Source organism: Roseateles sp. GW821-FHT09G09 (assembly GCF_059415965.1).
Genome location: NZ_JBWKOG010000009.1, coordinates 136,931 through 162,397 on the forward strand (window position 1 = coordinate 136,931; position 25,467 = coordinate 162,397).

12 protein-coding genes are annotated in these 25,467 nt (G+C 66.9%); 9 read left to right on the forward strand and 3 right to left on the reverse strand.

Annotated elements, in window-relative coordinates; all coding sequences use genetic code 11:
* The first annotated feature begins 118 nt into the window (after positions 1-118).
* Positions 119-11,263: a calcium-binding protein gene (locus tag AC07O8_RS22980; RefSeq protein ID WP_495050255.1), complete on the forward strand. Its 11,145-nt coding sequence runs from the start codon at positions 119-121 to the stop codon at positions 11,261-11,263.
* 114 nt (positions 11,264-11,377) lie between these two features.
* Here AC07O8_RS22980 and AC07O8_RS22985 read toward each other — a convergent pair whose 3' ends face one another.
* Positions 11,378-13,027 carry a glycoside hydrolase family 64 protein gene (locus tag AC07O8_RS22985; RefSeq protein ID WP_495050256.1) on the reverse strand — a complete coding sequence of 550 codons (1,650 nt, stop codon included), beginning with the start codon at positions 13,025-13,027 and terminating at the stop codon, positions 11,378-11,380.
* Between the two features lie 385 nt (positions 13,028-13,412).
* Between AC07O8_RS22985 and AC07O8_RS22990 the strand changes: the two genes are divergently transcribed.
* From AC07O8_RS22990 to AC07O8_RS23000, 3 genes are all read left to right on the forward strand, one after another.
* Positions 13,413-14,627 (forward strand): MFS transporter, encoded by a 1,215-nt coding sequence (locus AC07O8_RS22990; RefSeq protein WP_495050257.1) that lies wholly within the window; start codon positions 13,413-13,415, stop codon positions 14,625-14,627.
* Between the two features lie 44 nt (positions 14,628-14,671).
* A complete protein-coding gene (locus tag AC07O8_RS22995; protein ID WP_495050258.1) occupies positions 14,672-15,316 on the forward strand; it encodes a GNAT family N-acetyltransferase in 645 nt (214 codons plus the stop codon).
* A gap of 183 nt (positions 15,317-15,499) precedes the next feature.
* Positions 15,500-17,911 (forward strand): TonB-dependent receptor plug domain-containing protein, encoded by a 2,412-nt coding sequence (locus AC07O8_RS23000; protein WP_495050259.1) that lies wholly within the window; start codon positions 15,500-15,502, stop codon positions 17,909-17,911.
* A 67-nt stretch (positions 17,912-17,978) separates the two neighbouring features.
* On the opposite strand, the gene AC07O8_RS23005 is transcribed toward AC07O8_RS23000, so the two are convergent.
* Together AC07O8_RS23005 and AC07O8_RS23010 are read right to left on the reverse strand one after the other, a co-directional pair.
* Positions 17,979-18,719, reverse strand: a complete 741-nt coding sequence (locus AC07O8_RS23005) for a LuxR C-terminal-related transcriptional regulator (protein WP_297524854.1) — start codon at positions 18,717-18,719, stop codon at positions 17,979-17,981.
* 93 nt (positions 18,720-18,812) lie between these two features.
* Positions 18,813-19,790, reverse strand: coding sequence for an NADPH:quinone oxidoreductase family protein (locus AC07O8_RS23010; RefSeq protein ID WP_495050260.1), 978 nt, complete (start codon positions 19,788-19,790; stop codon positions 18,813-18,815).
* Between the two features lie 116 nt (positions 19,791-19,906).
* Between AC07O8_RS23010 and surE the strand changes: the two genes are divergently transcribed.
* The 5 genes from surE (at position 19,907) to rlmD (ending at position 25,367) form a co-directional block, all read left to right on the forward strand.
* Positions 19,907-20,662: a 5'/3'-nucleotidase SurE gene (gene surE / locus AC07O8_RS23015; protein WP_495050261.1), complete on the forward strand. Its 756-nt coding sequence runs from the start codon at positions 19,907-19,909 to the stop codon at positions 20,660-20,662.
* On the forward strand, positions 20,659-21,504 hold the full coding sequence (locus tag AC07O8_RS23020) for a protein-L-isoaspartate(D-aspartate) O-methyltransferase (protein ID WP_495050262.1): 846 nt from the start codon (positions 20,659-20,661) through the stop codon (positions 21,502-21,504). Before surE ends, AC07O8_RS23020 begins: the two co-directional genes overlap by 4 nt.
* 78 nt (positions 21,505-21,582) lie before the next feature.
* Entirely contained in the window at positions 21,583-22,464 is an 882-nt protein-coding gene (locus AC07O8_RS23025; protein WP_495050263.1) for a peptidoglycan DD-metalloendopeptidase family protein, read from the forward strand.
* Positions 22,465-22,839: 375 nt separating this feature from the next.
* Complete coding sequence (rpoS, locus tag AC07O8_RS23030; RefSeq protein WP_495050332.1) at positions 22,840-23,766, forward strand: RNA polymerase sigma factor RpoS; 927 nt, start codon at positions 22,840-22,842, stop codon at positions 23,764-23,766.
* Between the two features lie 80 nt (positions 23,767-23,846).
* Positions 23,847-25,367, forward strand: a complete 1,521-nt coding sequence (gene rlmD / locus AC07O8_RS23035) for a 23S rRNA (uracil(1939)-C(5))-methyltransferase RlmD (RefSeq protein ID WP_495050264.1) — start codon at positions 23,847-23,849, stop codon at positions 25,365-25,367.
* The last annotated feature ends 100 nt before the right edge of the window (positions 25,368-25,467 follow it).

The following is a 25,467-nucleotide window of genomic DNA, read 5'->3' on the forward strand; positions in this document are numbered from 1 at the left end:
AAGGCAATGCAATCGGCCGCCAGACGATAAAAGGCGGCTCTTGTTGATTGAAATAAATAAATATATTCAGGGGGTGTTTGTGTCTGAAAGTCAACTTAATTCTCCAACTGTTTCCGAGATGTTGAAGCTCTCTAATCTGCAGATGGCTGCAGAGGCGTTTCTGACTGATCGGGATGATGCCACTGAAACACCTTTTCAAGGTCAAGTTCTCATTGATGCGCTAATCGCGGGCAACGGTCGTTCCAGTAAATTTACGAAGTCGGCGGCGATCGATTTTGAAGCTCATTGGGAGGTCAAGGCTCAGCATAGTAGTGCAACAGGTTTTAGTGGAACTGTTTTTAAGTGCCGAGCAGATGACCCTGTCACTGGTGCAAAGGAAGGCGAGACAATCGTCTGCTTTAGAAGTACCGAATTCGTTGACGATGCGGCTCGCGATAACTGGGCAACTAACACCCTTGAAATCAAAGACACCGGATTCGCTTGGGGTCAATTGCGCGATATGGAAGCTTGGTACGCCAAGCTGAAAGACGAAAAGATCCTTAAGCCGGGTGGATTTACTGTTACCGGCTACAGCCTGGGCGGGCATCTCGCTACCGCCTTCAACATGATGCACAACAGCGAGGTTGCCCAAGTGGTGACCTTCAATGGTGCAGGCGTTGGCGCGGTGGATCCGCAGAAGACTCTTAAATTCCTCATCGACATCTTCGCGAGCAAGACCAAAACAAACGACGACAAGAGCGGAAACTTCACCTTTTCAACGCCCGAGCTCGATGGCATCTACGACGGCATGCGCCGCGCGCTCCTCGCCGGAATTGAGATCGCCGATACCGATCGCAAAGCGCTGGCCTCCATCCTCACGTTCGGTGTCAATAATGGCCTCACGGAATCTCTGGAATACAAAGAAGCGCAACGGATTGCAGCTGCGTTGAGAGTCTCCGATTCCATTCGCGTCGAAGTCGGCCGGGTGGCTGGACTGAGTTCCGGAGATCCGAGTTCCCCGGCACCTGCCAAGGTCCTATTCAAAGACATCGATCAGATGGGCTTGGACTATCAACTGGCTCTGCAGGAGGTGACGCGAAGCACCAACGCCACAGGGATGCTCCAAGGTTTGATCCAGACATTCGGCGACAAGGTTGTGCGCCCGGATCTGAAGAATCAATTCGATGTTCAAGGGGATACGATTCCCTCCGCGGTTGCAAATTCTCAGAATCACGTCGGCAAAGATGTTCGGGTCTTCATCGAGGATCAGCCCCTCTACCGCGGCCCTTATGGATGGGTCATGGGTTGGGAATCTCTGAAGTATCTTGGCGCCAAGACGCTGCTCAACAACTACGCCAAGGTCGACTTTGGAGATACACACAGTCTCGTGCTGTTAGTCGATTCTCTGAAGGTTCAGAACGTGATGCTTGGCCTTCTGCCGGAAGAGCAGCGAAATACGGAGGCGGTAGTAACGCTCTTCAAGCAGATGCTGAGAGAGGCATCGAACCGTCGGACGGAGGCAAGTACGTTCTCGGAAGGGAAGGCAGAGGGTGACGTTCTAGAGAATATCGTCAATGCGCTGGCGAACCTGGTGCTTGGAGTCCAGGAAGGCGGAAAGGACCGCTTGAAGGGCGACAACAAGGGTGCGACGTGGGCAAGAATCGAAGATAAGGCAGATGTTTCGACTGGACGCGAAGCCCTTCATCAGACTTTGAAGGATATTACCGAGAGTAAGTTCTATAAGGACGCTGTCGCGGGCAAACTTCAGAAACCGCTGACTTTAGGTTCCTACTCGACGGCCGATCTGACGAAACTCGCACGAACCGACTTCGGAGTATTCGCGGCCCTCTATACCGCGAGTCCATTCATCATTCAGTTGGGAGACGGCCCGCTGAAGGACGCCGAGATGGCGCTCAAATGGGGCGCAATCTACGAGCATTGGAACGAAGACCGCAAGCGCGTGACCGGCGCAGAGGGCACGACGATTGAGCAGCCGAAGTACGTCTCCAATAAATGGCTGAGGGAGCGCGTCCAATACATGGAGCGTCTGACCGCATTGAACGGTCTGAACCTCGACTACGAGAAGTACGTCCAGGGCGACAACGGAAATCTCTTCGGGTCCAACACCTCCAAGTACGACAGCGAAGACATGGTGTGGCAGGACCTCATCCGAAACGTCACCATCGATCGCCGAACTGTGCAAGGTGGCGATCCGCTCGACTCGACGAACACCAAGTTCTTCCATTTCGGTTCTGACATGAACGAGATGGTTCCTGTCGTTGCGGGAAACAACGCGGGCCGCAGCGTGGTCGCGAGCGAGGGACGCACGGAAGTCATTGCGGGAACGTCAGGGAGCGACGTCAGCTTCGGCGGACTCGGGAAGGACGACATCAGCGGAGGCAAGTCGAACGACTACCTTGACGGCGGCGAAGGCGCGGACACCTTGAGCGGCGGCGAAGACTCCGACATCCTCATCGGCGGGCTCGGGGATGACGAGCTCAGCGGAGGCGAAGGCTCGGACGCCTTGAATGGGGGCGACGACAACGACACGCTCGACGGCGGCGACGGCACCGACTTCCTGAACGGAGGCAAGGGCCAGGACGAGATCCGCGGCGGCGACGGTGTCGACTACCTCTTCGACCAAGGCGGCACCGACACCACCCAGATGTGGGGCGAGGACGGCAACGACGTCCTCGAAGTCAAGGCCGGCGAGGGCGAGGCCACGCTCGAAGGCGGTGACGGCAATGACATCCTGATCGGCGCCGAAGGCAAGAACACGCTCAACGGCGGCACCGGCAACGACAGCATCCGAGGCGGCGGCGAGGTCGACACCATCGACGGCGGCGACGGCGCGGATGTCATCGACGCCGGCGGCGGCAACGACAAGATCACTGGCGGCAAGGGCGCCGACTACCTGAAGGGCGGCGCCGGCAACGAAACCTACAACGTGGCCGGGCGTGACTTCGGGGTCGACCTGATCGAGGACGCCGCGGGCGACGACAAGATCCTCGCCAACGGCGCCAGCCAGGGGGGCGCGAGCTACGACGCCAACAAGCTCGCCTGGATCGGTGCCAACGGCATGGAGATCCGCAAGTACGACACCGGCGGATCCACCACCCTCTCGCTGAGCTACGCCGGCGACAAACTCAACACCATCTACCTGCGCGACTGGACCCCCGGTCGATATGGCATCACTCTGGCGGGGGAAGCGGCGGAGCGAACGCGGCCCGACGTCTCGCTGCATTCGTTCGAGACACTCGAGGTCCACAACTTCGTCGACATCCCCCATGCACCTGTCTTCATGGATGCCTTCGACGGCGGCGAGGGAAACGACATCCTCTATGGCACCGACGAGAAGAGCGTCATCGTCGGAGGCAACGGCAACGACCTGATCGACGGTTGGGGTGGCGATGATTGGCTGGAAGGCGGCGAAGGCAACGACGTCATCTTCACCGGCGAAGGAAAGGACGTCGCCTATGGCGGAAAAGGCGACGACATGCTGCGCGCCGGCCTCGACTTCGACGTGCAGCGCAGCGTCACGGATGACCTGTACTGGGTGCAGGGCATGGAGGACAACTGGTGGCTTCGCTCGAACGAAGATTCGTTCTACACGACCCTGCCTTTCCGCTTCAGCGTCAATGGCCAGGGGCGGGAAATCGCGCATCCCGAGCTCGCGCTCTTCGACATCAAGGTGGAGCGGGAGCTGGCTTCGAATCCGACATACGAGGGCTATCTCTGGTGGCTCAACACGGACGCCGTCGATGCCAGTCTGGAACCGGTGCTCAAGTTCACCCTGCAGGTCGGTGACAGCAAGGTCGGGGATCGAGGCGTCCAGTCCGGCGACTACCTGCTGCAAGAACCCGGTCCGAACTTCGGGAAGCCGATCAGCCTTAAGGTGGCCTGGACGCAAGGCGAAAGACTGCTCTACGCCGGTGCCAGTCTCGAAGGCGCCCAGCTTCACGGCGGCGACGGCGATGACCTCGTCTATGGCGGCAACAACAACGACAAGCTGTACGGCGACGCTGACGACGATGTGCTGGTCGGCTATGACGGCGACGATGAGCTGGACGGTGGCGACGGGAAGGATGAACTGTCCGGCGGCGCCGGTCGGGACTTCCTGCAAGGCGGCAAAGGCGACGACTACCTGGTCGGCGGCTATGGTGCCGATGTCCTGTACGGCGGCACCGGCAACGACACCTTGGTCGGCGATGCCACGGGCTTGTATCCCTCGACGGCGCTCCCGCCGGGCATGGATACCGCGCGCATGGGCGGGGACTACCTCGTCGGCGGCGAGGGCAGTGACCTCCTGGTTGGGAACTTCGGCGACGACTACCTGTTCGGTGGCATCGGCAACGATTCCATCGCCGGCGGCGAGGACAACGACCACGCCTTCGGGGAGGCCGGCGCCGATGCGCTGTGGGGCGGATCGGGCGACGACTACCTGGACGGCGGCACGGAGAACGACACGCTTTACGGCGGCGAGGACAACGATCTGCTCGTCGGCGGGGAGGGCGCCGACAATTTGAAAGGCGAGGACGGCGACGACATCCTCGACGCAGGCGTCGGCAACGATCTGCTCTTCGGGGGAGACGGCAAGGACATCCTGCGCGGCGGCGAGGGCAACGACAAGCTCTATGGCGACGGCGGCGACTCAGCGGACGACGACGACATCCTTGAGGGCGGCGCAGGCAATGACGACCTGAACGGCGGTGGCGGCAATGACATCTACGTCTTTTCCAAGGGCGACGGCCAGGACATCGTCCGCGACGATGCGTTGAACGGTACGCGCAACCTCTTGGTGTTCAAGTTCGACAGCAAGGAGATCCACTCGCTGAAGCGCGAGGGCAAGGATCTGCTGATCCGGTACGGCGTGAACGACCAGGTGCGCGTGACCGGCTTCTACGACGGCAAGTCCTTCGGACTGGGCGACTCTTCGGCGAACGTGGGCATGTCGGACACCGGCGTACCCGGTTCGATCGCTGAGATCGCTTTCGAGGACGGCACGGTCTGGGACCGCGGGGATATCTTTGCCATGGCGCCGCCGCCCGAAGCGGGTGAGGTGCCGCCGGATCCCTTTGCTTCGCTGTCTTCCGTCTACTTCGTCAATGCATTGGTGTCGCGAGAGGCGATCAAGGCCGCTGGCAAACATGTCTTGAGCTTCTCGTTCGCAAGCATGGCCCCCGCAGGCGTCACCGGCGCCTATGCGTTCTCCGCCGAGCAGAAGCAGGCAGTACGCGATGCGCTCGCACGCTTCAGCAACGTGCTTGACCTGAGGTTCGTGGAGATCGGCGACAACTCGGCGTCCGACCTCAGCTTCCATCTCGACGATCTGACCGCCAACGGTCTCGGTGCTGCCGCCGGTTATGCGGCGCCCTCGACCGGCGAGATCCACCTCAACAGCACGTTCTTTTCGAAGATCGTCGAGGACGAGTTCGGCAGCGCAAAGCCAGAGCGCACCCTGGATGTCGGCACGGCCGGCTTCGAGACCCTGCTGCACGAGATCGGCCATGCGCTGGGCCTTAAGCACCCGTTTGAAGCGCCGGTGCTGCCCAACGCCGAGAACACGAACGTCAACACCGTCATGTCGTACACGCGGCCCGGCGGTCCGGCGACGCAGCTGGCGGCGTTCGACGTCGCGGCATTGCAACTGCTGTTCGGCGTATCCACCAGCCTGCATGGCGGCAACGATGTGCATGGATTTGGCACGCGCTGGGTTCAGGACAGCGGCGGTCACGATGTGTTCGACGCCAGCGCCGAAACTCAAGGCGTGTCCGTCGACCTGAGCCCGGGCTCCTGGATCTACAGGGGCTCAAAGGCCACGAGCATCCTGGCCGACAACCAGGCGTTCATCGGCTTCAACACCGTCATCGAAGACGCGACCGGTGGCTCCGGCGACGACACGTTGACCGGCAACGACGGCGCCAACCTGCTGCAGGGCGGCGTCGGCAACGACGTGCTGCGCGGCGGCGCGGGCGCCGACACGCTGGTGGGCGGCGAGGGCGCCGACGCCTATGTCTGGGGCGTCGGGAGCGACACCGACGTGATCGCGGACGGCGGCACCTCGTCGTCGGATCTCGACACGCTGCGCGTGGCGGGCGGCCTCGGCGCCGCCGACATCGCGCTCGCGCGCATCGGTGACGATCTGGCCGTCCTGGTCCGCGGCAGGGAAGACCTTGCCCTCATCACCAACCACTTTGCGGGCAACGCGATCGAGCGCGTCGTCTTCGATGACGGCACCACCTGGGACGCCGCTGCCATCCTGGCGCATGTCGCGACCGGTACCGGTGAGGGCAGCGACTTCTATCCCGGCACCGACGGCGACGACCTGATCGACGGCTTCGGCGGCGACGACGTGCTGATGGGACTCGGCGGCGCGGACACCCTCCGCGGTGGCACCGGCAACGACACGCTGCGCGGCGGCGACGGCAACGACTTGCTGTACGGCGACAGCGGCGTCGATCTGCTGGATGGCGGTGCGGGCGACGACCTGCTGGCCGACGGCGAAACCATGAGCGGCGGGACTGGTTCCGACACGTACGTCTGGGGCTCCGTCTCCAAGCTGTCGGTGATCCGCGACGTCGTCGACAACGGTGAAGGCGTCGATACGCTGAAGTTCTCCGGCGGCATCCTGCCCAGCGATGTGGTGCTGAGCATGTCGGGCAACGATCTCCAGATCTGGGTGAAGGGCACCGGGGGCGGCCTGACCGTCGCGGGCCAGTTCGCCTGGGGCAACGCCGGTGTCGAACGGTTCATCTTCGAGGACGGCACGATCCTGGACGGCGGCATGCTCTGGGGCTACATGAACGTCCCGATGCAGGGCACCGCCGGCAACGACAACGTCGTGCTCGGCCCGTTCGCCAACAACTTCTCCGCGGGCGCGGGCGATGACGTCGTCGACGGCCTCGATGGCAACGACGTCCTCAAGGGCGAGGCCGGCAACGACACCCTCAAGGGCGGTGCAGGCTTCGACGACCTGGCCGGTGACGCGGGCCAGGATCTGCTCCTGGGCGGCGACGGCGACGACTACCTGGACGGCGGCAACGGGAATGACACGCTGTATGGCGAGGCCGGCAGCGACCGGCTCAACGGCGGCAGCGGCCTCAATGTCCTGTATGGCGGCGACGGGAACGACTTCCTGTCATCCACCGTCGCCTTCGCGCGGGACACGATGTATGGCGGTCAGGGCGAAGACAACTACGACGTGTCGTATAGCTACAGCCAGACCAGCGACGTGGTGTCCATCGACGAGTCGTCGACTTCGAATGAGCGGTACACGGCCTCGGCGGCGGGGCCCGTGAGCACCTTCGTCAATCAGACCTGGACCATCAACGACGCTGGCGGTTCCGACGACCAGCTGAACTTCATCGGCTACTACATCAATGCGGCATCGACGGCGATCCGCGTCGCAGGGACCAGTCTCACGATCACGGGGATGAACCTGAAGATCGTCGTCAACAACGCCTTCGACGCCTACGGGAACAAGGCCGACGGGGCGATCGAGAAGCTCACCCTCGGTGACGGCACCGTCTACACCTTCGACCAGATGCGGGTGGCCGCGCTGACGTCCACCAGCGGCAACGACTCGATCACCGGTTTCGCGGGCAACGACGTGCTGGACGGCGGCGGGGGTCGGGACACCTTGGATGGCGCGGCGGGGAACGACGTCCTGCGCGGGGGCGCCGACTTCGATGTCCTGAGGGGCGGTCTCGGCGACGACACCTTGGAATCGGGCGTCGGCGGTGGCAGCCTGAACGGCGGAGCCGGCAACGACACCTTTATCGTCCGCGGTGGCGACGGCGCGGTCGATATCTCCAACGACGCGAACGACAGCGGCTTCGATACCTTGCTCGTCGACGCCGCGCCTGCGGCGCTCACGCTGTCACTCGAACCCGTCTCGCAAGGCTCGGATGAAGATGTGATCGTCATCCGCTGGCGTGACGGGTCGGCATCGGTGCGATTCGTTCTGGACGCAACCGTGACGTCCCAGTCCTCGGTGATCGAACGAGTGCGCTTCAGCGACGGCAGCGAACTCGATTTCGCCGCGTTGACCGCCGCGCAGCTGACGGTGCCGACGGGCGCAGAGGATTTGCTGCGGGGCACGGGCGCCGGCGAACTGCTTCGAGGCCTTGACGGCAACGACACCCTCTACGGACGGGGCGGGCCGGACACGCTGGACGGCGGCGCAGGCGACGACCTGCTTGTCGGCGGCAATGGTGATGACACCCTGATCGGAGGCGTCGGCAACGACACGTTCAACGGCGGTGCTGGCCACAACGTGATCGAGCTGTCCAGCAATTCCGGCCAGGACAGCGTCCGGGTCGAGATGGACGCTTCGAACACGTTGCGCTTCACGGCTGACGTCGTGCCCGCCTCCGTGCATGTGCGTTGGGGCACCGCGGCCCCGACGTACATGAACGCCTACGAGTCGCAGGGAGGACTGGTCCCCGCGCTCCGCTGGGCGACCACGCTGGAGATGACGTATGGGTCGGGCGGCGGTTCCCTGACGATCGACGCCGCGAACTACTTGTGGACACCGCAGGAGGCCATCTTCCCGCTAGGACGTTTCGGCATCGATGGCGTCCAGTTTGCAGACGGATCGACCCGATCGCTAGGGAGCCTTGTCGCTGAGGCCAACACCGTGACGGCTGGCGACGACCTGTTGTTTGACGCTCTGGAAACCAACATGTTCTCTGCCGGTGCCGGCAACGACACCGTGTACGGCGCGGGAGGCGCCAATCACCTCGAAGGGGGCGCCGGCGACGACCTGATCATCGGCGGTGACGATGACGACGTCCTGCTGGCGGGAGGTGCCGGCAACGACAGGCTGGTCGGCGGCCTGGGCTCGGACCGGCTGGATGGAGGTGACGGGAACGACTCGCTGTCCGGGGGAACCAATCCGTTCGGCGTGGGTCTGCCGTGGAACTCGCGTCTTCCGAATTCGGAACACGCGACCGACTGCGACACGCTCATTGGCGGGGCCGGTGACGACGCGCTCTCCGTCGGTGATCGAGACGCCGTACTTGTCTTCGGGAAAGGCTTCGGGCACGACTCCGCGTATGGATCGCAGAACCGCGGCTACACCACGACGTTCCGCTTCGACGGCAGCATCAATCCGGCGGATGTCAGGTTCTCTCGAGGTACCGAGAGGACGCTGCTCGTGTCCATCGCGAACACCACGGACCTGATTTCGGTCGCCGGATTTTTCGATGATGACGAACGGGGGACGACGCCCAGTCCCTCCCACGCCAGTGTGCGCTTCGAGTTCGCCGACGGGAGCGTCGTGTTCGCCGGTGATGTCGCCAGCCGGCTGGTGGCCATCCACACGGCAGAGCCGGACGCGTTTCTCGGAACGGCCGGGGACGATGTGCTGGTCGGTGGGAAACCGTTGGACCGACTTTTTGGTGGCCTCGGCAACGACACTTTGAGCGGACCGGGCGTGCTGCTCGGAGACGCTGGAGACGACACATACCGCTTCGACTTCGTCCGGCATCCGCTTACGCCTGACACTTTGCTGCCGGACGTGATCATCGAGGACTACGCGATGGACCAAGGCAACACGCTGATTGTCGGAGCGGGTGTGGAACCCGACGACATCGTCGTGTCGTACGGTTGGGTGGCGGGGTCCCACAACAGCACTTACGGCTACACGCTGACGTCCCGCAACACGGGGGCTGCAGTGAATCTCCTCGGCTATGTCTCGGTGCAGTTCGCCAACGGCGTCGTGTGGGGGGAGGCTGAGTTGCTGGCAAAGTCCTCCGAACGCTATGGCACCGCCGGCAACGACACGCTGGAAGGTGATGGCTACGACAACCGGATGAGCGGTCTGGCCGGCAACGATTCGCTGCTCGGCTACGAAGGCAATGACACGCTCGACGGCGGTCAGGGCGTCGACACGATGAAGGGCGGCGTCGGCGACGACCTCTATATCGTGGACAACACCGGCGACGTGGTCACCGAATCCTCCAACCAGGGCACCGACAAGGTCCTGTCGGGCGTGACATACACCTTGGCCAGCAACGTGGAGCAGTTGACCCTGACAGGAACCGGGGACATCAACGGCACGGGCAACACCCTGGCCAACGTTCTCGTCGGCAACGCCGGCGCCAACGTCCTGTCGGGCGGCGCCGGCAACGACGCGATGAGCGGCGGTCTGGGCAACGACACCTACGTGGTCGACGTGGTGGGCGATGTCGTGATCGAGAACGCCAACGAAGGCATCGACCTGGTCCAGAGCGGCGCGACCTGGACGCTGGGGGCAAACGTCGAGAACTTGACGCTGACCGGTTCCAACGCCATCAACGGGACCGGCAACGGGCTCGACAACGTGCTCACCGGCAACGGCGGCGCCAACAAGCTGGACGGCGGATCGGGCAACGACTCGTTGATTGGCGCGGGCGGCGCCGATTCGCTGACCGGCGGCACGGGCAACGACACGCTGGACGGCGGTGCCGGCAACGACACGATGCTGGGCGGCGCCGGCGACGACAGCTATGTCGTCGATGCCACGACCGACGCGATCACCGAGAACGCTTCCGAAGGCACTGACACCGTGCTGACCTCGGTCACGCTGACGCTGGCCACGAACGTCGAGAACGTGACGCTGGCGACCGGCGCCACGGCCCTCAGCGCGACGGGCAACGCCTCCAACAACGTGATGATCGGCAACGTCGGGGCCAACACGCTCACCGGCGCGGCGGGCAACGACACGTTGCAAGGCGGCCTGGGCAACGATTCGCTTGTCGGCGGCGCGGGCGCGGACCTCTACCTGTTCAACAAGGGCGACGGCACCGACACGATCCAGGACAGCGACTCGACCTCAGGCGTGCTGGACCAGTTGACCTTCGGCGCCAACATCACGCGCAGCGGCACGACCTTCAAGAAGGTCAGCAACAACCTGGAGATCACGTTCTCGGGCACCACGACGGACAAGGTGGTGGTCAAGGACTGGTACCTGGGGGCAGCCAACCAGGTCGAGCGCGTCGTCTACGCGGACGGCACGGTGATGACCAACGCGCAGGTCAACACGGCGGCCGGCCAGGCCGCCGGCGCGAAGACGGCGATGGTCCGGACCACCGCCGATCGCGAGTTCGTCGAGACCTTCCAGGAGCGCCTGATCGCTTCTGGCGCGGACAGCGCCGGATTCGACCAGACCGTGACGCGACAGGCCGACGCGCTGATCGAGGCGATGGCCGCGTTCTCGGGCTCGTCCGGCAAAGCCACGAACGCGTCGCTTCCCGTCTACACGGGCGAGCAGCGCGACCAGTTCGCGGTCTCTGCACGCTGAGGGACAGGCACTACACGGCCTCCGGAGGCGACCGGGGGCCGCGCGTGACCTCGGACCAATGCAAAAGGCCCCGCCGGGAGGCGGGGCCTTCGCGTCGATGAGACCCGAACCGGCTTACCAGCCGATCGTGTACGTCACCGTCGTCGGCACATTCGTATGCAGCGACGGGCTGAAGCCGCCGACGTCGTCGTAGGCGAAGCCGTAGGCCAGGCCGTAGCCGTTCGCGGCGCCTTCCGTACCCTTGATCGAATGGTCATGCCAGAACTTCGCGAACCAGTTGCCGCGCGTGCCGGCCGGGTAGAAGGCCGCCGGGCGGTACCAGTCGGCCGGCGTCGCCAGCACATGGCGGTTCAGCGCCGCGCACACCTGCGCCTGGATCTGCAGCTGGATCGACTTGGCCGCATCGGCCGGCGTGTCGACCTGGAAGCTGCCGTCGGGCTTGCGCGGATCGTCCAGTTTGCCCGCGCCCAGGAACACCTCGGCCGTGTTGGGCTTGCCGTTGATGTAGTACGTGCCGTTGGAGCGCCCGCCGGTGAAGACGAAGCGGTTGGTGCTGCCGTCCACGCGACCGCGGAAGGTGCCCAGGTTGTCCAGCGTGAAGACCAGGTCCTGCGTCTTGAAGCGGTTCCACATGTCGCCGATGTAGCCGTCCAGGTAGGCGCCGTTCACGTCGCCCGGGCGGAAGGTGAAATGCGCCGGCGCCAGGATGCGGGTGCGGTAGGGCACGTTCGGGAAGTTGGGATCCGCCAGGCTGCGGAACTCGACCGGCACTTCCTGCTGGAACTTGGTGAAGAGCGTGTCGCGCGATTCGGTCAGCGGCTCGCCGACGGTCTTGTCGTAGCCGCCCAGGCCCTGCACGCGCAGCTTCAGCGGGAAGCCGAAGTGGTCCACGCGGGTCGTGTTGATGAAGATGCCCTGGTCCGGCTGGCCCTTGGGGATCAGCGCGAATTCACCGAAGTCGAAGACGACGTCCAGGTTGGGATCGCTCGCGTTCTCGATGTTGGCGCCGGCGTAGGCGATGTTGCCCGCGCCGTCGGTGTTGACCTCGATGAACATCGGGCTGCCCACCGACATCAGCACGCGCGCCGAGTTCACCGGCGGGATCGTGATCTGCTTCGTCTGCGACAGCGGGAAGAAGTAGTTGGCGTACTTGCGGCCGTTCTTCGTCACCGTGTTGTCGGAGAGGCGCATCGGCACGACGTTGCCGCCCGCGTCGACGTGCACGAACTCACCGGTCTGCCAGCTCTTGCCGATGATGGCCCAGTAGACCTGCGAATCGGGCCAGCGGCCGTTGGTCGCGTTCTCGATCTTGAAGGTGGTCCTGGCGTTCCAGTCGGCCGGGTTCGTCGGCGTGCCCGGGTTGCCCGGGTTGCCGGGGTTGGTCGGCGTGCCAGGATCGGTGCCGCCGCCGGTCGTGACGGTCGCGGTGAAGCGCGCGCTGTCGTAGGCCGGGTTGCCGTTGTTGTAGGTGAACCAGTAGTCCACACGCGTGCCGGCTGCCGCGCCGGGCAGTGCCAGTTCATGACGGGCCGCGCCGCCGTTGAAGGGCATGCGCAGGTTCTGCTGCGCGCCGCCGTTCAGCTGGTAATGCGCGTCGACCCAGGTCGTCGCGACGTTGGATTTGAACCAGAGCGTGGCCTGGCTGCCGTTGAACGCGACGCCGTGCGAGAAGCTCGCGTTGGACTGCGCCTGCGCGACGGGCACGCTGAAGCTCAGCGCCAGGAAGGCCAGGCACGCGCCCAGCCAGGAGAGGAGGCGATTCATGAAGTCTCCAAGAGGTTTCGATGGTGTGCTGGAGGGCACCGATCGGCACGGTCCGGCCAGCGCTCTGTGACGCTCGTCCGGGCCCGCGACTTCTCTCCTGCGCCAACCATCCTAGGCAAAAGCCGTGGATTCTGAAAGCGCTTTCACGTTTTCGAGGTATTCGATTGCAACGGCTTGAAAGCGGCGGTTGGGAGCGAGCGTCATGCCGCCGTGCGCAGTCGTGGCGTGAGGGTCGGTGCGATATCCGGGCGGCCCGCACGGGCGCAGGAGGCATGAATGGCGGGTTGCGGGCGAAGAGCGCCGTCCACTGGCACGGACCTCGCTTATCGTCATGGCCGCCTTTGCCGGTTGCCCCTGTGTCCGATTCATTCCCGATTCACGCCCGATGTCGACACCTTCCGCAACGACTGATGCCGAGTTCTCGTTCCGCCGGATCGCGGTGCCCGCCTTTGGGCCGTCGCTGCTGTTCGGGCTGGGCGAAGGCGCGATCCTGCCGATAGTGCCGCTGATGGCCCGGGACTTCGGGTCGTCGGTGTCGATGGCGGCCTTCGTGGTGACGCTGATCGGGCTGGGCTCGCTGCTCAACAACATTCCGGCGTCGGTGATCACCATGCGTTGGGGCGAGCGCTGGGCCATCGTCGCGGCGGGCGTGTGGAGCGCGCTGGGCATGGCCTTGGCCGTGCTGCTGCCCGGCGTGCTGACGCTGGGCATCGGCTGCTTCATGGTGGGCATGTCCCAGGCCGTCTACAACCTGGCCCGGCAGAGCTACCTGACCGAGGCGGTGCCCGCCGCGTACCGCGCGCGGGCGCTGTCGACGCTGGGCGGCGTGATGCGGATCGGCATGTTCATCGGGCCGTTCCTGTCGGCGGCGGCGGTGCATGCGTTCGGGCTGCAGGCGGCGTTCGGTGTCGGCATCGCGGGCGTGCTGGCCGCGGCGGCGATCGGCGCGCGGCTGCCGGACCTGGAGGCGCCGCCGCATCCCGCCGGCGCGGCCGCGCCGGCACCGGTGTCGCTGAAGACCATCGTGGCCGATCACCGCCGGGTGTTCCTGACGCTGGGCCTGGGCGTGATGCTGGTCAGCGCGGTGCGGGCCTCGCGTCAGGCGGTGATCCCGCTGTGGGCGGATCACCTGCTGCTGGCGCCGGCGGTGACCTCGCTGATCTACGGCATCTCGGGCGGCATCGAGATGCTGCTGTTCTACCCGGCCGGACGCGTGATGGACCTGAAGGGTCGCCGCTGGGTGGCGGTGCCGTCGATGGCGATCATCGGGCTGGCGCTGCTGGCCATGCCCTTCACCGTCGGCTTCACCACGCTGCTGATCGCCGCGACGGCGATCGGCTTCGGCAACGGCATCGGCTCGGGCCTGATCATGACGCTGGGCGCCGACCATGCGCCGCGCCACGGTCGCGCCTACTTCCTCGCGGTGTGGCGCTTCCTGTCCGACTTGGGCGGGTCCTGCGGACCCGCGCTGTTGTCGGCGCTGGTGGCGACGGCGTCGCTGGCCGGCGGCATCGCGGTCACCGGCCTGCTGGCGATACTGGCGGCGGCGCTGCTGGGGATGTGGATTCCGGCGAAGCAGGCGGTCGAGCGATCGCGTTGAGGTCGATGCACCCGACGGACGGATTGGACGACTACAGTGGCGCCATGCCTGCTCCCCCTGACGACTCTCCGGCCGGTTACCGTCCTGGATCACCTCTCAAGCTGCTGCGCACCGAGCGCCTGCTGATGCGGGCCTCCACGCCCGCGCTGGCCGAGGCGACGATCGACTACCAGTCGCGCAACGTCGCGCACTTCGCCCAATGGGATCCGACGCGGCCGGCCGATCATTGGGAACCGGCCGTCACGCGGGCCCGTCTGGCCCGTGAGGAAGCGGCCTTCGACGCGGGCACGATCTGGCGCTACTGGCTGTCGCTGGCGGATGCGCCGGACCGTGTGATCGGCGTCTGCGCGGTGTCGGACGTCTCGCGCGGCGTGTTCCAGAGCGCGATGCTGGGCTACAGCCTGGACGAGGACTGCGTCGGCGGCGGGCTGATGCAGGAGGCGCTGAAGCACCTGATCGACGAGGCCTTCGCGCCGGCGGTGTCGCTGCATCGCCTGCAAGCGTCGGTGAGGCCGGAGAATGCGCGCAGCCGGCGCGTGCTGGAGCGTCTTGGCTTCCAGCGCGAAGGCTTCAGTCCGCGCTACCTGTTCATCGACGGCGCCTGGCGCGATCACGAGACCTTCGCGCTGATCAATCCGCAGTGGGGCGATCAGGGCGATCATGGCGATTCGGGCGATAGCCGCCGATAGGCACCCACGTCACGACGCCTCTCAAGAACCGTTGCTCGATCCGGACGCCGAGGCGCCTTGAGCCAGCGGGGCGTTGTCGACCTCGACCTTCGCATGAGCATGTGCGCGTAGCTTCGTTGGCCGGGCACGCCAACGCCCGCAGGCTATGGGCTTGTCGTGACTGATGAATCCCCGAAAGTCCCCATGTCTCCTCGCTTGCCCCGTCGTTCGTCCTTCCGCCCGCTGATCTCCGGAATCCCGCTGAGCGCCGTGGCGCTCGCCGCCATTGCCAGCCTTGCGCCCGCTGTGCAGGCTCAGACTCAAACGCAGACGGCACCGCCGTCGGCCGCCTCCGGCGATCAGCTCCAGCAGGTCGTCGTCACCGGCACCCGTCGCGTGAACCGGACGGTCGCGGAGTCCGAATCCCCCGTCGACGTCCTCAGCGTCGCCGACCTGCAACGCACCGGCACCTCCGAACTTGCGACCGCGCTCGGCCAACTGCTGCCGTCGCTGAACTTCCCGCGACCGTCGCTGACCGACGCCTCCGACGCCGTGCGGCCCGCCCAGCTGCGCGGCCTCTCGCCGGACCAGACCCTGGTGCTGATCGACGGCAAGCGCCGCCACACCACCGCCGTCGTCAACATCAACGGCACGCAGGGCCGCGGCTCGGCGCCGGTGGACCTGAACACGATCCCCTTCGCGGCCATCGAACGCGTCGAGGTCCTGCGCGACGGCGCCGCGGCGCAGTACGGCTCCGATGCGATCGCCGGCGTGATCAACATCGTGCTGAAGAAGGGCGCCAAGGGCGGCGGCGTCAACGCCGAGGTCGGACAGACCGATTCCGGCGACGGCTTCCGTCATACCGAGTCGGCCAGCGCCGGTTTCGCGCTCGGCCAGGACGGCTGGGTGCGCTTCGCGCTGGAGAACCGTCACCAGCAGCGCACCAACCGCGCCGGCGTCGACACGCGCGAGGCGGCGACCGAACCCCGCTTCGGGCAGGTCAACAACCGCCTGGGCGATCCGGACAGCCATCAGCAGTCGGCCGTGATCAATGCGGCGATCGCGTTGACCGGCAGCCTGCAGGCTTACGCCGTCGCCACCCTCAGCCATCGGGACACCGTCTCCGCCGCGTTCTGGCGCACCCGCGCGACTGCCGTGGCCAACAACGTCGCGGGCTTGTATCCCGAGGGCTTCCTGCCGCTGGAGCAGAGCACCACCGTCGACACCGGCATCGTCGCCGGCCTGCGCGGCGAATTCGCCGGCTGGTCCTGGGACGCGAGCGTCAACCACGGCCGCAACCGCTTCGACATCGATGTGGCCAACACGGCCAACTACTCGCTCGGCAACGCGAGCCCGACGCGCTTCGACGCCGGTCGCCTCAGCAACCAGCAGACGGTGCTGAACCTGGACCTGTCGCGGGACGTGGACATCGGACTCGCGGCGCCGTGGACCTTGGCGCTCGGCGCCGAAGCCCGCCGCGAGCGCTATGAGATCGACGCCGGCGAACCCGCGTCCTACCAGAGCGGCGGCGCCTCCGGCTTCCCCGGCTTCCAGCCGAGCAACGCCGGCGCGCACTCGCGTCACGACGTCGCCGCCTATGCGAGCCTCGAGGGTCAGGTGACGAAAGCCTTCAGCGCCTCGGCCGCCCTGCGGGCCGAGCACTACAACGACTTCGGCAGCGCGACCTCGGCGAAGCTGTCCGGCCGCTACGCGTGGTCGCCGGCCGTGGCACTGCGCGGCACCGTGTCGACGGGCTTCCGCGCGCCGTCGCTGGCGCAGCAGTACTTCGCCACCACCTCGACCAACCTGATCAACGGCGCGCTGGTCGATGCCGGCACCCTCCCGGTGGAGTCGGCGCCGGCGGCGGCGCTCGGCGCCAAGCCGCTGAAGGCGGAGAAGTCGCGCAACCTGAGCCTGGGCCTGCTGCTGCAGCCGCTGGCGCAGTGGCAGACGACGGTCGACGTCTACCAGATCGACATCGACGACCGCGTCCTGCTGTCGGCCAACCTGACGCTGCCCGTCGCGCTGCGCAACCAGTTGGCGGCGCAGGGCGTGCTGGTCAGCGCGGGGCGCTACTTCACCAACGCGCTGGACACGCGCACGCGCGGCGTGGACATCGTGAGCACCTGGCAGCAGGACTGGGGCGGCGCGGGTCGCGGCCAGTACACCGTCGCGTACAACCACAACAAGAACTCGATCCGGCATGTCGACGAGAACCCGGCGATCCTGACGGCCAACAACCTGGAGCTGATCGACCGCGTCTCGCTGGCGCGCGCCACGATCGGGTCGCCGAAGGACAAGCTGGTGCTCGGCGCCGAGCATCGCTGGGGGCCCTGGATCGGCCGCGCGGCGGCGAGCCGCTACGGCAGCTTCGTGATCCGGCAGTCCAACGCGGCCAACGACCAGACCTTCGGTCCGGCCTGGCTGCTCGATCTGTCGGCGGGGTGGGAGCAGGGCGCCTGGTCGCTCAGCGCCGGTGTCGACAACGTCACCAACCGCTATCCCGATCGGGTGATCACGGCGAACGCCATCGGCGGCATCCTGGCCTACAACCAGTTCTCGCCGTTCGGCGCGAACGGGCGCCAGTACTACGCGAAGGCGGGATACCGGTGGTGATCCACCAGTCGGACTCCCTCTCCCGCTTGCGGGAGAGGGCAGGGGTGAGGGCCCGCGCCCTATGCAGTCAGACCAGGCCCTGCTTGGACGCCAGGACGGCCGCTTCCGCGCGGCTCGAGACATTGAGCTTCTTGTAGATGCTCTTGATGTGGTCGTTGACGGTGAACCACTTGATGCCCATCAGGTTCGCGATCTCCTTGATCGTGAAACCCTTGCTGAGGTAGGTCAGCACCTCGTTCTCGCGCGGGGTCAGGCGTTCCCATTCGGGCACCGGATCCAGCGTGACGCCGCGCGTGCTGGGCGTGGCCGACGAGGTCAGGCTGCCGAAGCCGGAGTTCAGTCCCATCGGACCCGAATCGCCGGTCGAACCCGGACGGAAGTGCGACAGCAGGCGCCGCGCGATCGCTGGCGACAGCGGCGGCTGGCCGCGCACGATGCGCTGCAGCTCTTCCACCAGCACCTCGAAGCGGTCTTCCTTCAGCAGGTAGCCGTCGGCGCCGCGCTGCAGGGCGGGGAAGAGGTGGTCGTCGTCCGAATACAGCGTGGTGACGATCTTGACCGCCGGCCGGCCGGCCAGCTCCCCGAGGAACTCCATGCCGTTGCCGTCCGGCAGCTCCAGGTCGATCAGGATCAGCTTGTAGCCGGTGGCGGGCGACTCGGCCTCCACCTTGGCCAGATTCCGGCGGGCGCCTTCCAGGTCGCCCGCCTCGGTGATCTCCATGCCGTCGCTGAAGCTTTCACGCACCACGCGGCACAGGAAGCTGCGGGCGACGGGGTTGTCTTCGACGATGAGAACTTTGACGGCCATGGTGTGGGGAGCGATAGCTGGCCGCATCCTAGCAGCGCCCCCCGGGCTTGCATGCCCCGTGAAACAGGGTGTCGGCGGCGGCCGGCGCAGGGCTCAGCCGTTGACCACCACCAGCTTGCCCACCACCTGCCGCGACGCCATGCGCGCGAAAGCCTGCGGGAGCTGTTCCATGGGCAAGACCTGGTCGATCACCGGGCGGATCTTGCCCGCCGCGTACCACTGGGCCAGCGCCATCATCATCGCGGCGTTGCGCTTGGGTTCGCGCTTCGCGAACTCTCCCCAGAAGACACCCACCAGCGACGCCCCCTTGAGCAGCGCCAGGTTCAGCGGCAGCGCCGGGATGCTGCCCTGGGCGAAACCGACCACCAGGTAGCGCCCGCGCCAGCCGATCGAGCGGAAGGCCGCCTCGGCCAGGTCGCCGCCGACCGGGTCGTAGATGATGTCCGGACCCTTGCCTTCCGTCAGGACCTTGATCTCGTCGCGCAGCGAGCCGGTCGCATAGTTGATCGTGGCATCGGCGCCGATCTCGCGGCAACGCGCGCACTTCTCGTCCGACGAGGCCGCGGCGATCACCCGCGCCCCGGCCGCCTTCGCGATCTGGATCGCCGCCGTGCCGACGCCGCCCGCCGCGCCCAGGATCAGCACCGTCTCGCCGGGCTGGAGCGCGCCGCGGTCGATCAGCGCATGGTGGCTGGTGGCATAGGTGCAGATGAAGGCGGCCGCGTCCTCGAACGGGAAACCGGGCGGCAGCGGCAAGGCCAGCGCGGCGGGAACCAGCGCCTCGGTGCCGAAGCCGCCGGTGCCGGTGAACGCCGCCACCGCGTCGCCGGGCTTGAAACCGGTCACGCCGTCGCCGACCGCCTCGACGATGCCCGCGAACTCGGTGCCCGGCACGAAGGGCAGCGGCGGCTTCATCTGGTACTTGTTCTGGACGATCAGCAGGTCGGGGAAGTTCAGGCTCGCCGCCTTGATCGCCACCTTCAGCTGGCCCGGGCCGGGCTGCGGGGAGGGCAGTTCCTTCCACTGCAGCGCCTCGACGCCGACCGGGTTCTCGCACAGCCATGCCTTCATGTCTCGTCTCCTCGTTCCGATAGGGCGGGACCCGCCGCGGGGTCGCCGGGCGCATGATAGGCAGCACGGGTGGACCCTCGCGTCGCCGGGGTGACGGCCTGCCTACAATGCCGCCCATGCGCATCCTCATCGCCAACGACGACGGCTACCTGGCCCCCGGACTCGCCGCCCTGGTCCGCGCCTGCGAAGGGCTCGGCACGGTGGAAGTCATCGCCCCCGAGCAGAACGCCAGCGGCACGTCCAACTCGCTCACGCTGCACCGGCCGCTGTCGGTCTACACCGCCTCCAACGGCTACCGCTATGTCAACGGCACGCCGTCGGACTGCGTCCACCTGGCCCTGACCGGGCTGCTGGACTACAAGCCCGACCTGGTGCTGTCCGGGATCAACAACGGCGCCAACATGGGCGACGACACGCTCTATTCGGGCACCGTCGCCGCGGCGACCGAGGGCTACCTCTTCGGCGTGCCCTCCATCGCGTTCTCGCAGGTCGAGAAGGGCTGGGGTCACCTGGACGCCGCCACGGCCGTGATGCGGACGCTGATCCAGGACGTCATCGCCGGCGGGCTCGACAAGGCCTTCCTGCTGAGCGTCAACATCCCGAACCGCGCCGACGCCGCCGCGCTGCCGCGCCGCATCACGCGCCTGGGTCGCCGCCACGCCAGCGAAGCCACCATCCAGCAGCGCAGCCCGCGCGGCGACATGATCTACTGGATCGGCCCCGCCGGCGCCGAGCGCGAAGCGGGCGAGGGCACCGACTTCCACGCGACCGCCAACGGCGCCGTGTCGGTCACGCCGCTGCAGGTCGACCTCACCGAGCACGCCACGCTGGGCCACTGGCGCCAGCAACTGCAGACCGACGGCCGTCCATGACCTCGCTGCCGCCCCGGCCCAAGCGTTTTCCGCTGTCGCTGGACAAGCTCGGACCTGCGCGACCCGGCGCGCCCGGCGCCGCCGCGGCCGCCGAGGCGCGCGAGCCGCTCAAGCCGCAAGGCCATTGGCAGCAGGCCGCCGCCCTCAAGGCGCGGCAGTCGACGCCGAGCGGGCTGGGCCTCGATTCGGCCGGCGTGCGCCAGCGCATGGTCGACCGCCTGCGTCGCGAGGGCTTGAGCGACGAGCGCGTGCTGCAGGCGCTGAACACGGTGCACCGCCATCATTTCGTCGACTCGGCGCTCGCCACGCAGGCCTACGAGGACACCAGCCTGCCGATCGGCCACGGGCAGACCATCTCCAAGCCGTCCGTCGTCGGCCGGATGATGGCCTTGATGCTGGACGCGCCCGGCGCGCGCCAGCGCGGCCATCTGGGCAAGGTGCTCGAGATCGGCACCGGCTGCGGCTACCAGGCGGCGCTGCTGATGCAACTGGCCAAACAGGTCGTCTCGATCGAGCGGCTCAAGCCGCTGCACGACAAGGCGCGCGCGAATCTGGTGGGGCATCACCAGGTCCGGCTGGTCTATGGCGACGGCATGCTGGGCCATCGGCCGTCGGCCCCCTACGACAGCATCATCTCCGCCGCCGGCGGCGACGACATCCCGCAGGCCTGGCTGGACCAGCTCGCGCCCGGCGGCCGGCTGGTCGCGCCGATGACCGCGCCCAGCGGCCGGGGGCAAGTCCTGGTCCTGATCGATCATGTCCGCGACGCCGCGGGCTCGCGTTTCCTGCGCAGCCTGCATGAGGCCGTCCTGTTCGTGCCCCTAAAATCAGGGGTCCTGTAGCGCGCCGGCCTCCCGCTTGCCTCCCGCCTGCGTCCCATTCCGCCCCGCGCTTCGGCTTTCCAAATGACAACTTCGCGCATGCAACCACTCTTCCGTTCCCCGCTGCTTTGGGTCACCGCGGCGGTGCTCGCGCTCTCCGGCTGCCAGAACACCCCGCACCGCGCGCCGGTGGAGGATCGCCCCGTCGGCAAGGCGAGCGCGCCGGCCATTCCTGGCACGGCCGTCACGCCGGCCCCGGAATCGAAACCGCTGCCCGGCGCCGAGAACGCCGGCAAACCCGGCTACTACACCGTCAAGCCCGGCGACACGCTGATCCGCATCGCCATGGACAACGGCCAGGGCTGGAAGGACGTGGCGCGCTGGAACGGCATGGACAACCCCAACCTGATCGAGGTGGGTCAGGTCTTGCGCGTGGTGCCGCCGGGCCTCGACCCGAACGCGGCCACGACCAGACCATTGGCGACCTCCAAGGTGGAGACGCGTCCGCTGGATGGCAAGTCCCCGGCTCCGGCGACGACGACCGCCGCCGCCGCGTCGGCGCCGGCCGGCGCCACTCCGGCCCCGAGCGTGCCCCTGGCCGCCAAGGACGACGACGACATCAGCTGGGGCTGGCCCGCGTCCGGCGCCGTGGCGGCCGGCTTCGACGAGGTCCGCAACAAGGGCATGGCCTTCTCCGGCAAGGCCGGCGATCCGGTCTTCGCCGCCGCCGATGGCCGCGTGATGTATGCGGGCGCGGGGTTGCGCGGATACGGCAACATGATCATCATCAAGCACAGCACGAACTATCTGACGGCTTACGCGCACAACCAGACATTGCTGGTGAAGGAAGACCAGGTGGTGCGCAAGGGCCAGAAGATCGCCGAGATGGGTAGCAGTGACGCGGATTCGGTGAAGTTGCACTTCGAGGTGCGCAAGCAGGGCAAGCCGATCGATCCGTCCAAGTTGTTGCCCGCGCGCTAGAGGCGCTCAAGGAGGCGCCGCAACATGACATTGCATCGCGCCTCTACGACTGACGGACTTCTGCCCGATGGCCTGGATCGACCCGTCCATCCCGGCCGCTTCAAACTGCCGCCCGAACTCGCCGCCGACGGCCACGATGCGGGGCAGGAGGGGGCAGGTGATGCCGCGCAGGATGCCGGGCACGAGGGGGGACATGACGGCGGACAGCCTGCCGGTCACGACGACGGCCGCGACGGCCGCGACGGTCATGATCACCAGGACGGCGACGATCACCAAGATGGCGAGCGCGAACACGCTGCGCGCGATCACGGCGACGACCCCGACGCGCCGGGCGCGGCCGAGGCCGTCACCGACGATGACGACGAGGTGCGCGTCCTGCGCAGCGTCGAGTCGGAAGACGGCAAGGCCAAGGCGAAGCCGGGCAAGGGCGACCTCGGTCCCGCCGACGGCGACGCCACCAACGCCCTGCAGGCCTACTTGCGCGACATTCGGCGCACGCCGCTGCTGACGCCGCAGGAAGAGTACGACACTGCCGTGAAGGCGCGCGCCGGCGACTTCGAGGCGCGGCAGGCGATGATCGAGCACAACCTGCGCCTGGTCGTCAGCATTGCCAAGAACTACCTGGGGCGCGGCCTGCCGATGAGCGACCTCATCGAGGAAGGCAACCTCGGCCTGATGCACGCGATCGGCAAGTTCGAGCCCGAACGCGGTTTCCGTTTCTCGACCTATGCCAGCTGGTGGATCCGCCAGGCGGTGGAGCGCGCGCTGATGCATCAGGCCCGCCTGGTGCGACTGCCGGTGCACATCGTGCGTGAGCTCAACCAGGTGCTGAAGGCGCGCCGCGCGCTGGAGGCGGTCGCGGCGCAGCGCGGCGGCGAAGGCGGCGTGCGCGCCGAGGACGTGGCGCAGGCGCTGGGCCGGCCGGTCCACGAGATCGCCGAGCTGCTGGCGTACGCGGAGCTGCCCAGCTCGCTGGATTCGCCGGTCGACCGCAACGGCGAAGGCGGCGAATCGATGCTGGACCTCGTCGCCGACGAACAGGCGATCGATCCGGCGGGCCATCGCCTGAGCCATGAACTCGAGGACCTGCTCAAGGGCGGCTTGGCCTCGCTCAGCGACCGCGAGCGCGAGGTGCTCGCCGGGCGCTACGGCCTCGCCGACCGCGAGCCGGAGACGCTCGACATCCTCGCCGTGCGGCTCAGCCTGACCCGGGAACGCATCCGTCAGATCCAGATCGAGGCGCTGGCCAAGCTCAAGCGCAACATGATGCGGCAGGGCATCAGCCGCGATTCGATCTTCTGAGGCGCTCGGGCCAGGTTCCGCGCCAAGTCCCTCGTCAGGTCCGGCAAGGTCCTTCCATGGCGCTGGGATAATGCGCCCCCATGACTGATGTATCGGAATGGCTGAAGGTCGATTCGCTGGACCTCGAAGCGCAGGGCGTCGCCCACAACAGCGAAGGCAAGGTGGTGTTCATCGAGGGCGCCTTGCCCGGCGAGGAAGTCCAGGTCGCCGTCGGCCGCAAGAAGAACAACTGGGAACAGGCCGCGCTGGTGGCGATGCGCCGCGAGAGCTCGCAGCGCGTGCGCCCCGTCTGTCCGCACTTCGGCCTGCATCCGGGCGCCTGCGGCGGCTGCAAGATGCAGCATCTGCACACCGGCGCCCAGGTGGCGGTCAAGCAGCGGGTGCTGGAAGACAACCTCTGGCACCTCGGCAAGGTCCGGGCCGAGGCCCTGCTGCGCCCGATCGAGGGCCCGGCCACCGGCTACCGCTATCGCGCGCGCCTGTCGGTGCGCTACGTGCCGAAGAAGGGCCACGTGCTGGTCGGCTTCCATGAGCGCAAGAGCCGCTACATCGCCGACATGCAGGTCTGCAAGGTGCTGCCCGAGAAGATCAGCGCGATGCTGATGCCGCTGCGCGAACTGGTCGGCGCGATGGACGCGCGCGACCGGCTGCCCCAGATCGAGCTGGCCATCGGCGACACCGACGGCACGCAGGTCATCGCGCTGGTGCTGCGGCACCTGGAACCGCTGAGCGCGGGCGACGTGCTCAAGCTGCGCGCGTTCGCCGCGGCGCACGGCGTGCAATGGTGGTTGCAGCCCAAGGGGCCGGACACGGTGCATCTGCTTGACGAGGGCGGTCCTGAGCTGGCCTACACGCTGCCGGAGTTCGGCGTGCTGATGCCGTTCAAGCCGACCGACTTCACGCAGGTCAATCACCACATCAACACAGTGCTGGTCGGGCGCGCGCTGCGGCTCCTGGCCGTGCAGCCGGGCGAGCGCGTCATCGACTGGTTCTGCGGCCTGGGCAACTTCACGCTGCCGCTGGCCACGCAGGCGCGCGAGGTGCTGGGCATCGAGGGCAGCGAGGCGCTGGTGCAGCGCTCGCGCGAGAACGCGGCGCGCAACGGCCTGGATCACAAGGCGAGCTTCGTCGCCCGCAACCTGTTCGAGATGACGCCGCAGCTGTTGGTCGCCGACGGCGTGTCGGACCGCTGGCTGATCGATCCGCCGCGCGAAGGCGCCTTCGCGCTGGTCAAGGCGCTGGCGGAACTGGTCAAGGACCCGTCGCTGGCGCCCGGCTGGACGCCGCCCGAGCGCATCGTGTACGTGTCCTGCGCGCCGGCGACGCTGGCGCGGGATGCGGGGCTGCTCGTCCACGTGGCCGGCTACCGCTGCACGAAGGCGGGCGCGGTGAACATGTTCCCGCACACGGCCCACGTCGAATCGATCGCGGTCTTCGAGCGGGACCCCGACGCGCAGGCGCGCATCGCACGAGGCGAAGCCGCCGTCGATGCGGGTGTCAGCGGCGATATGGGTGCTGAGGTCGGTGCTGACGTCGATGCCGAGGTCGGCGCCCAAATCGGCGCTCAAGTCGGTGCCGGTGCCCTCGCCGACGCATCGTGATCTCCGAGTGCTGGGTTGACCGCTTAATGAGGTCGGCGTCGGGCGCATGACGGGTCGGGCGGGCAGGGGCCGCTCGTAGAATCGATGGCTTCGGTTTCTC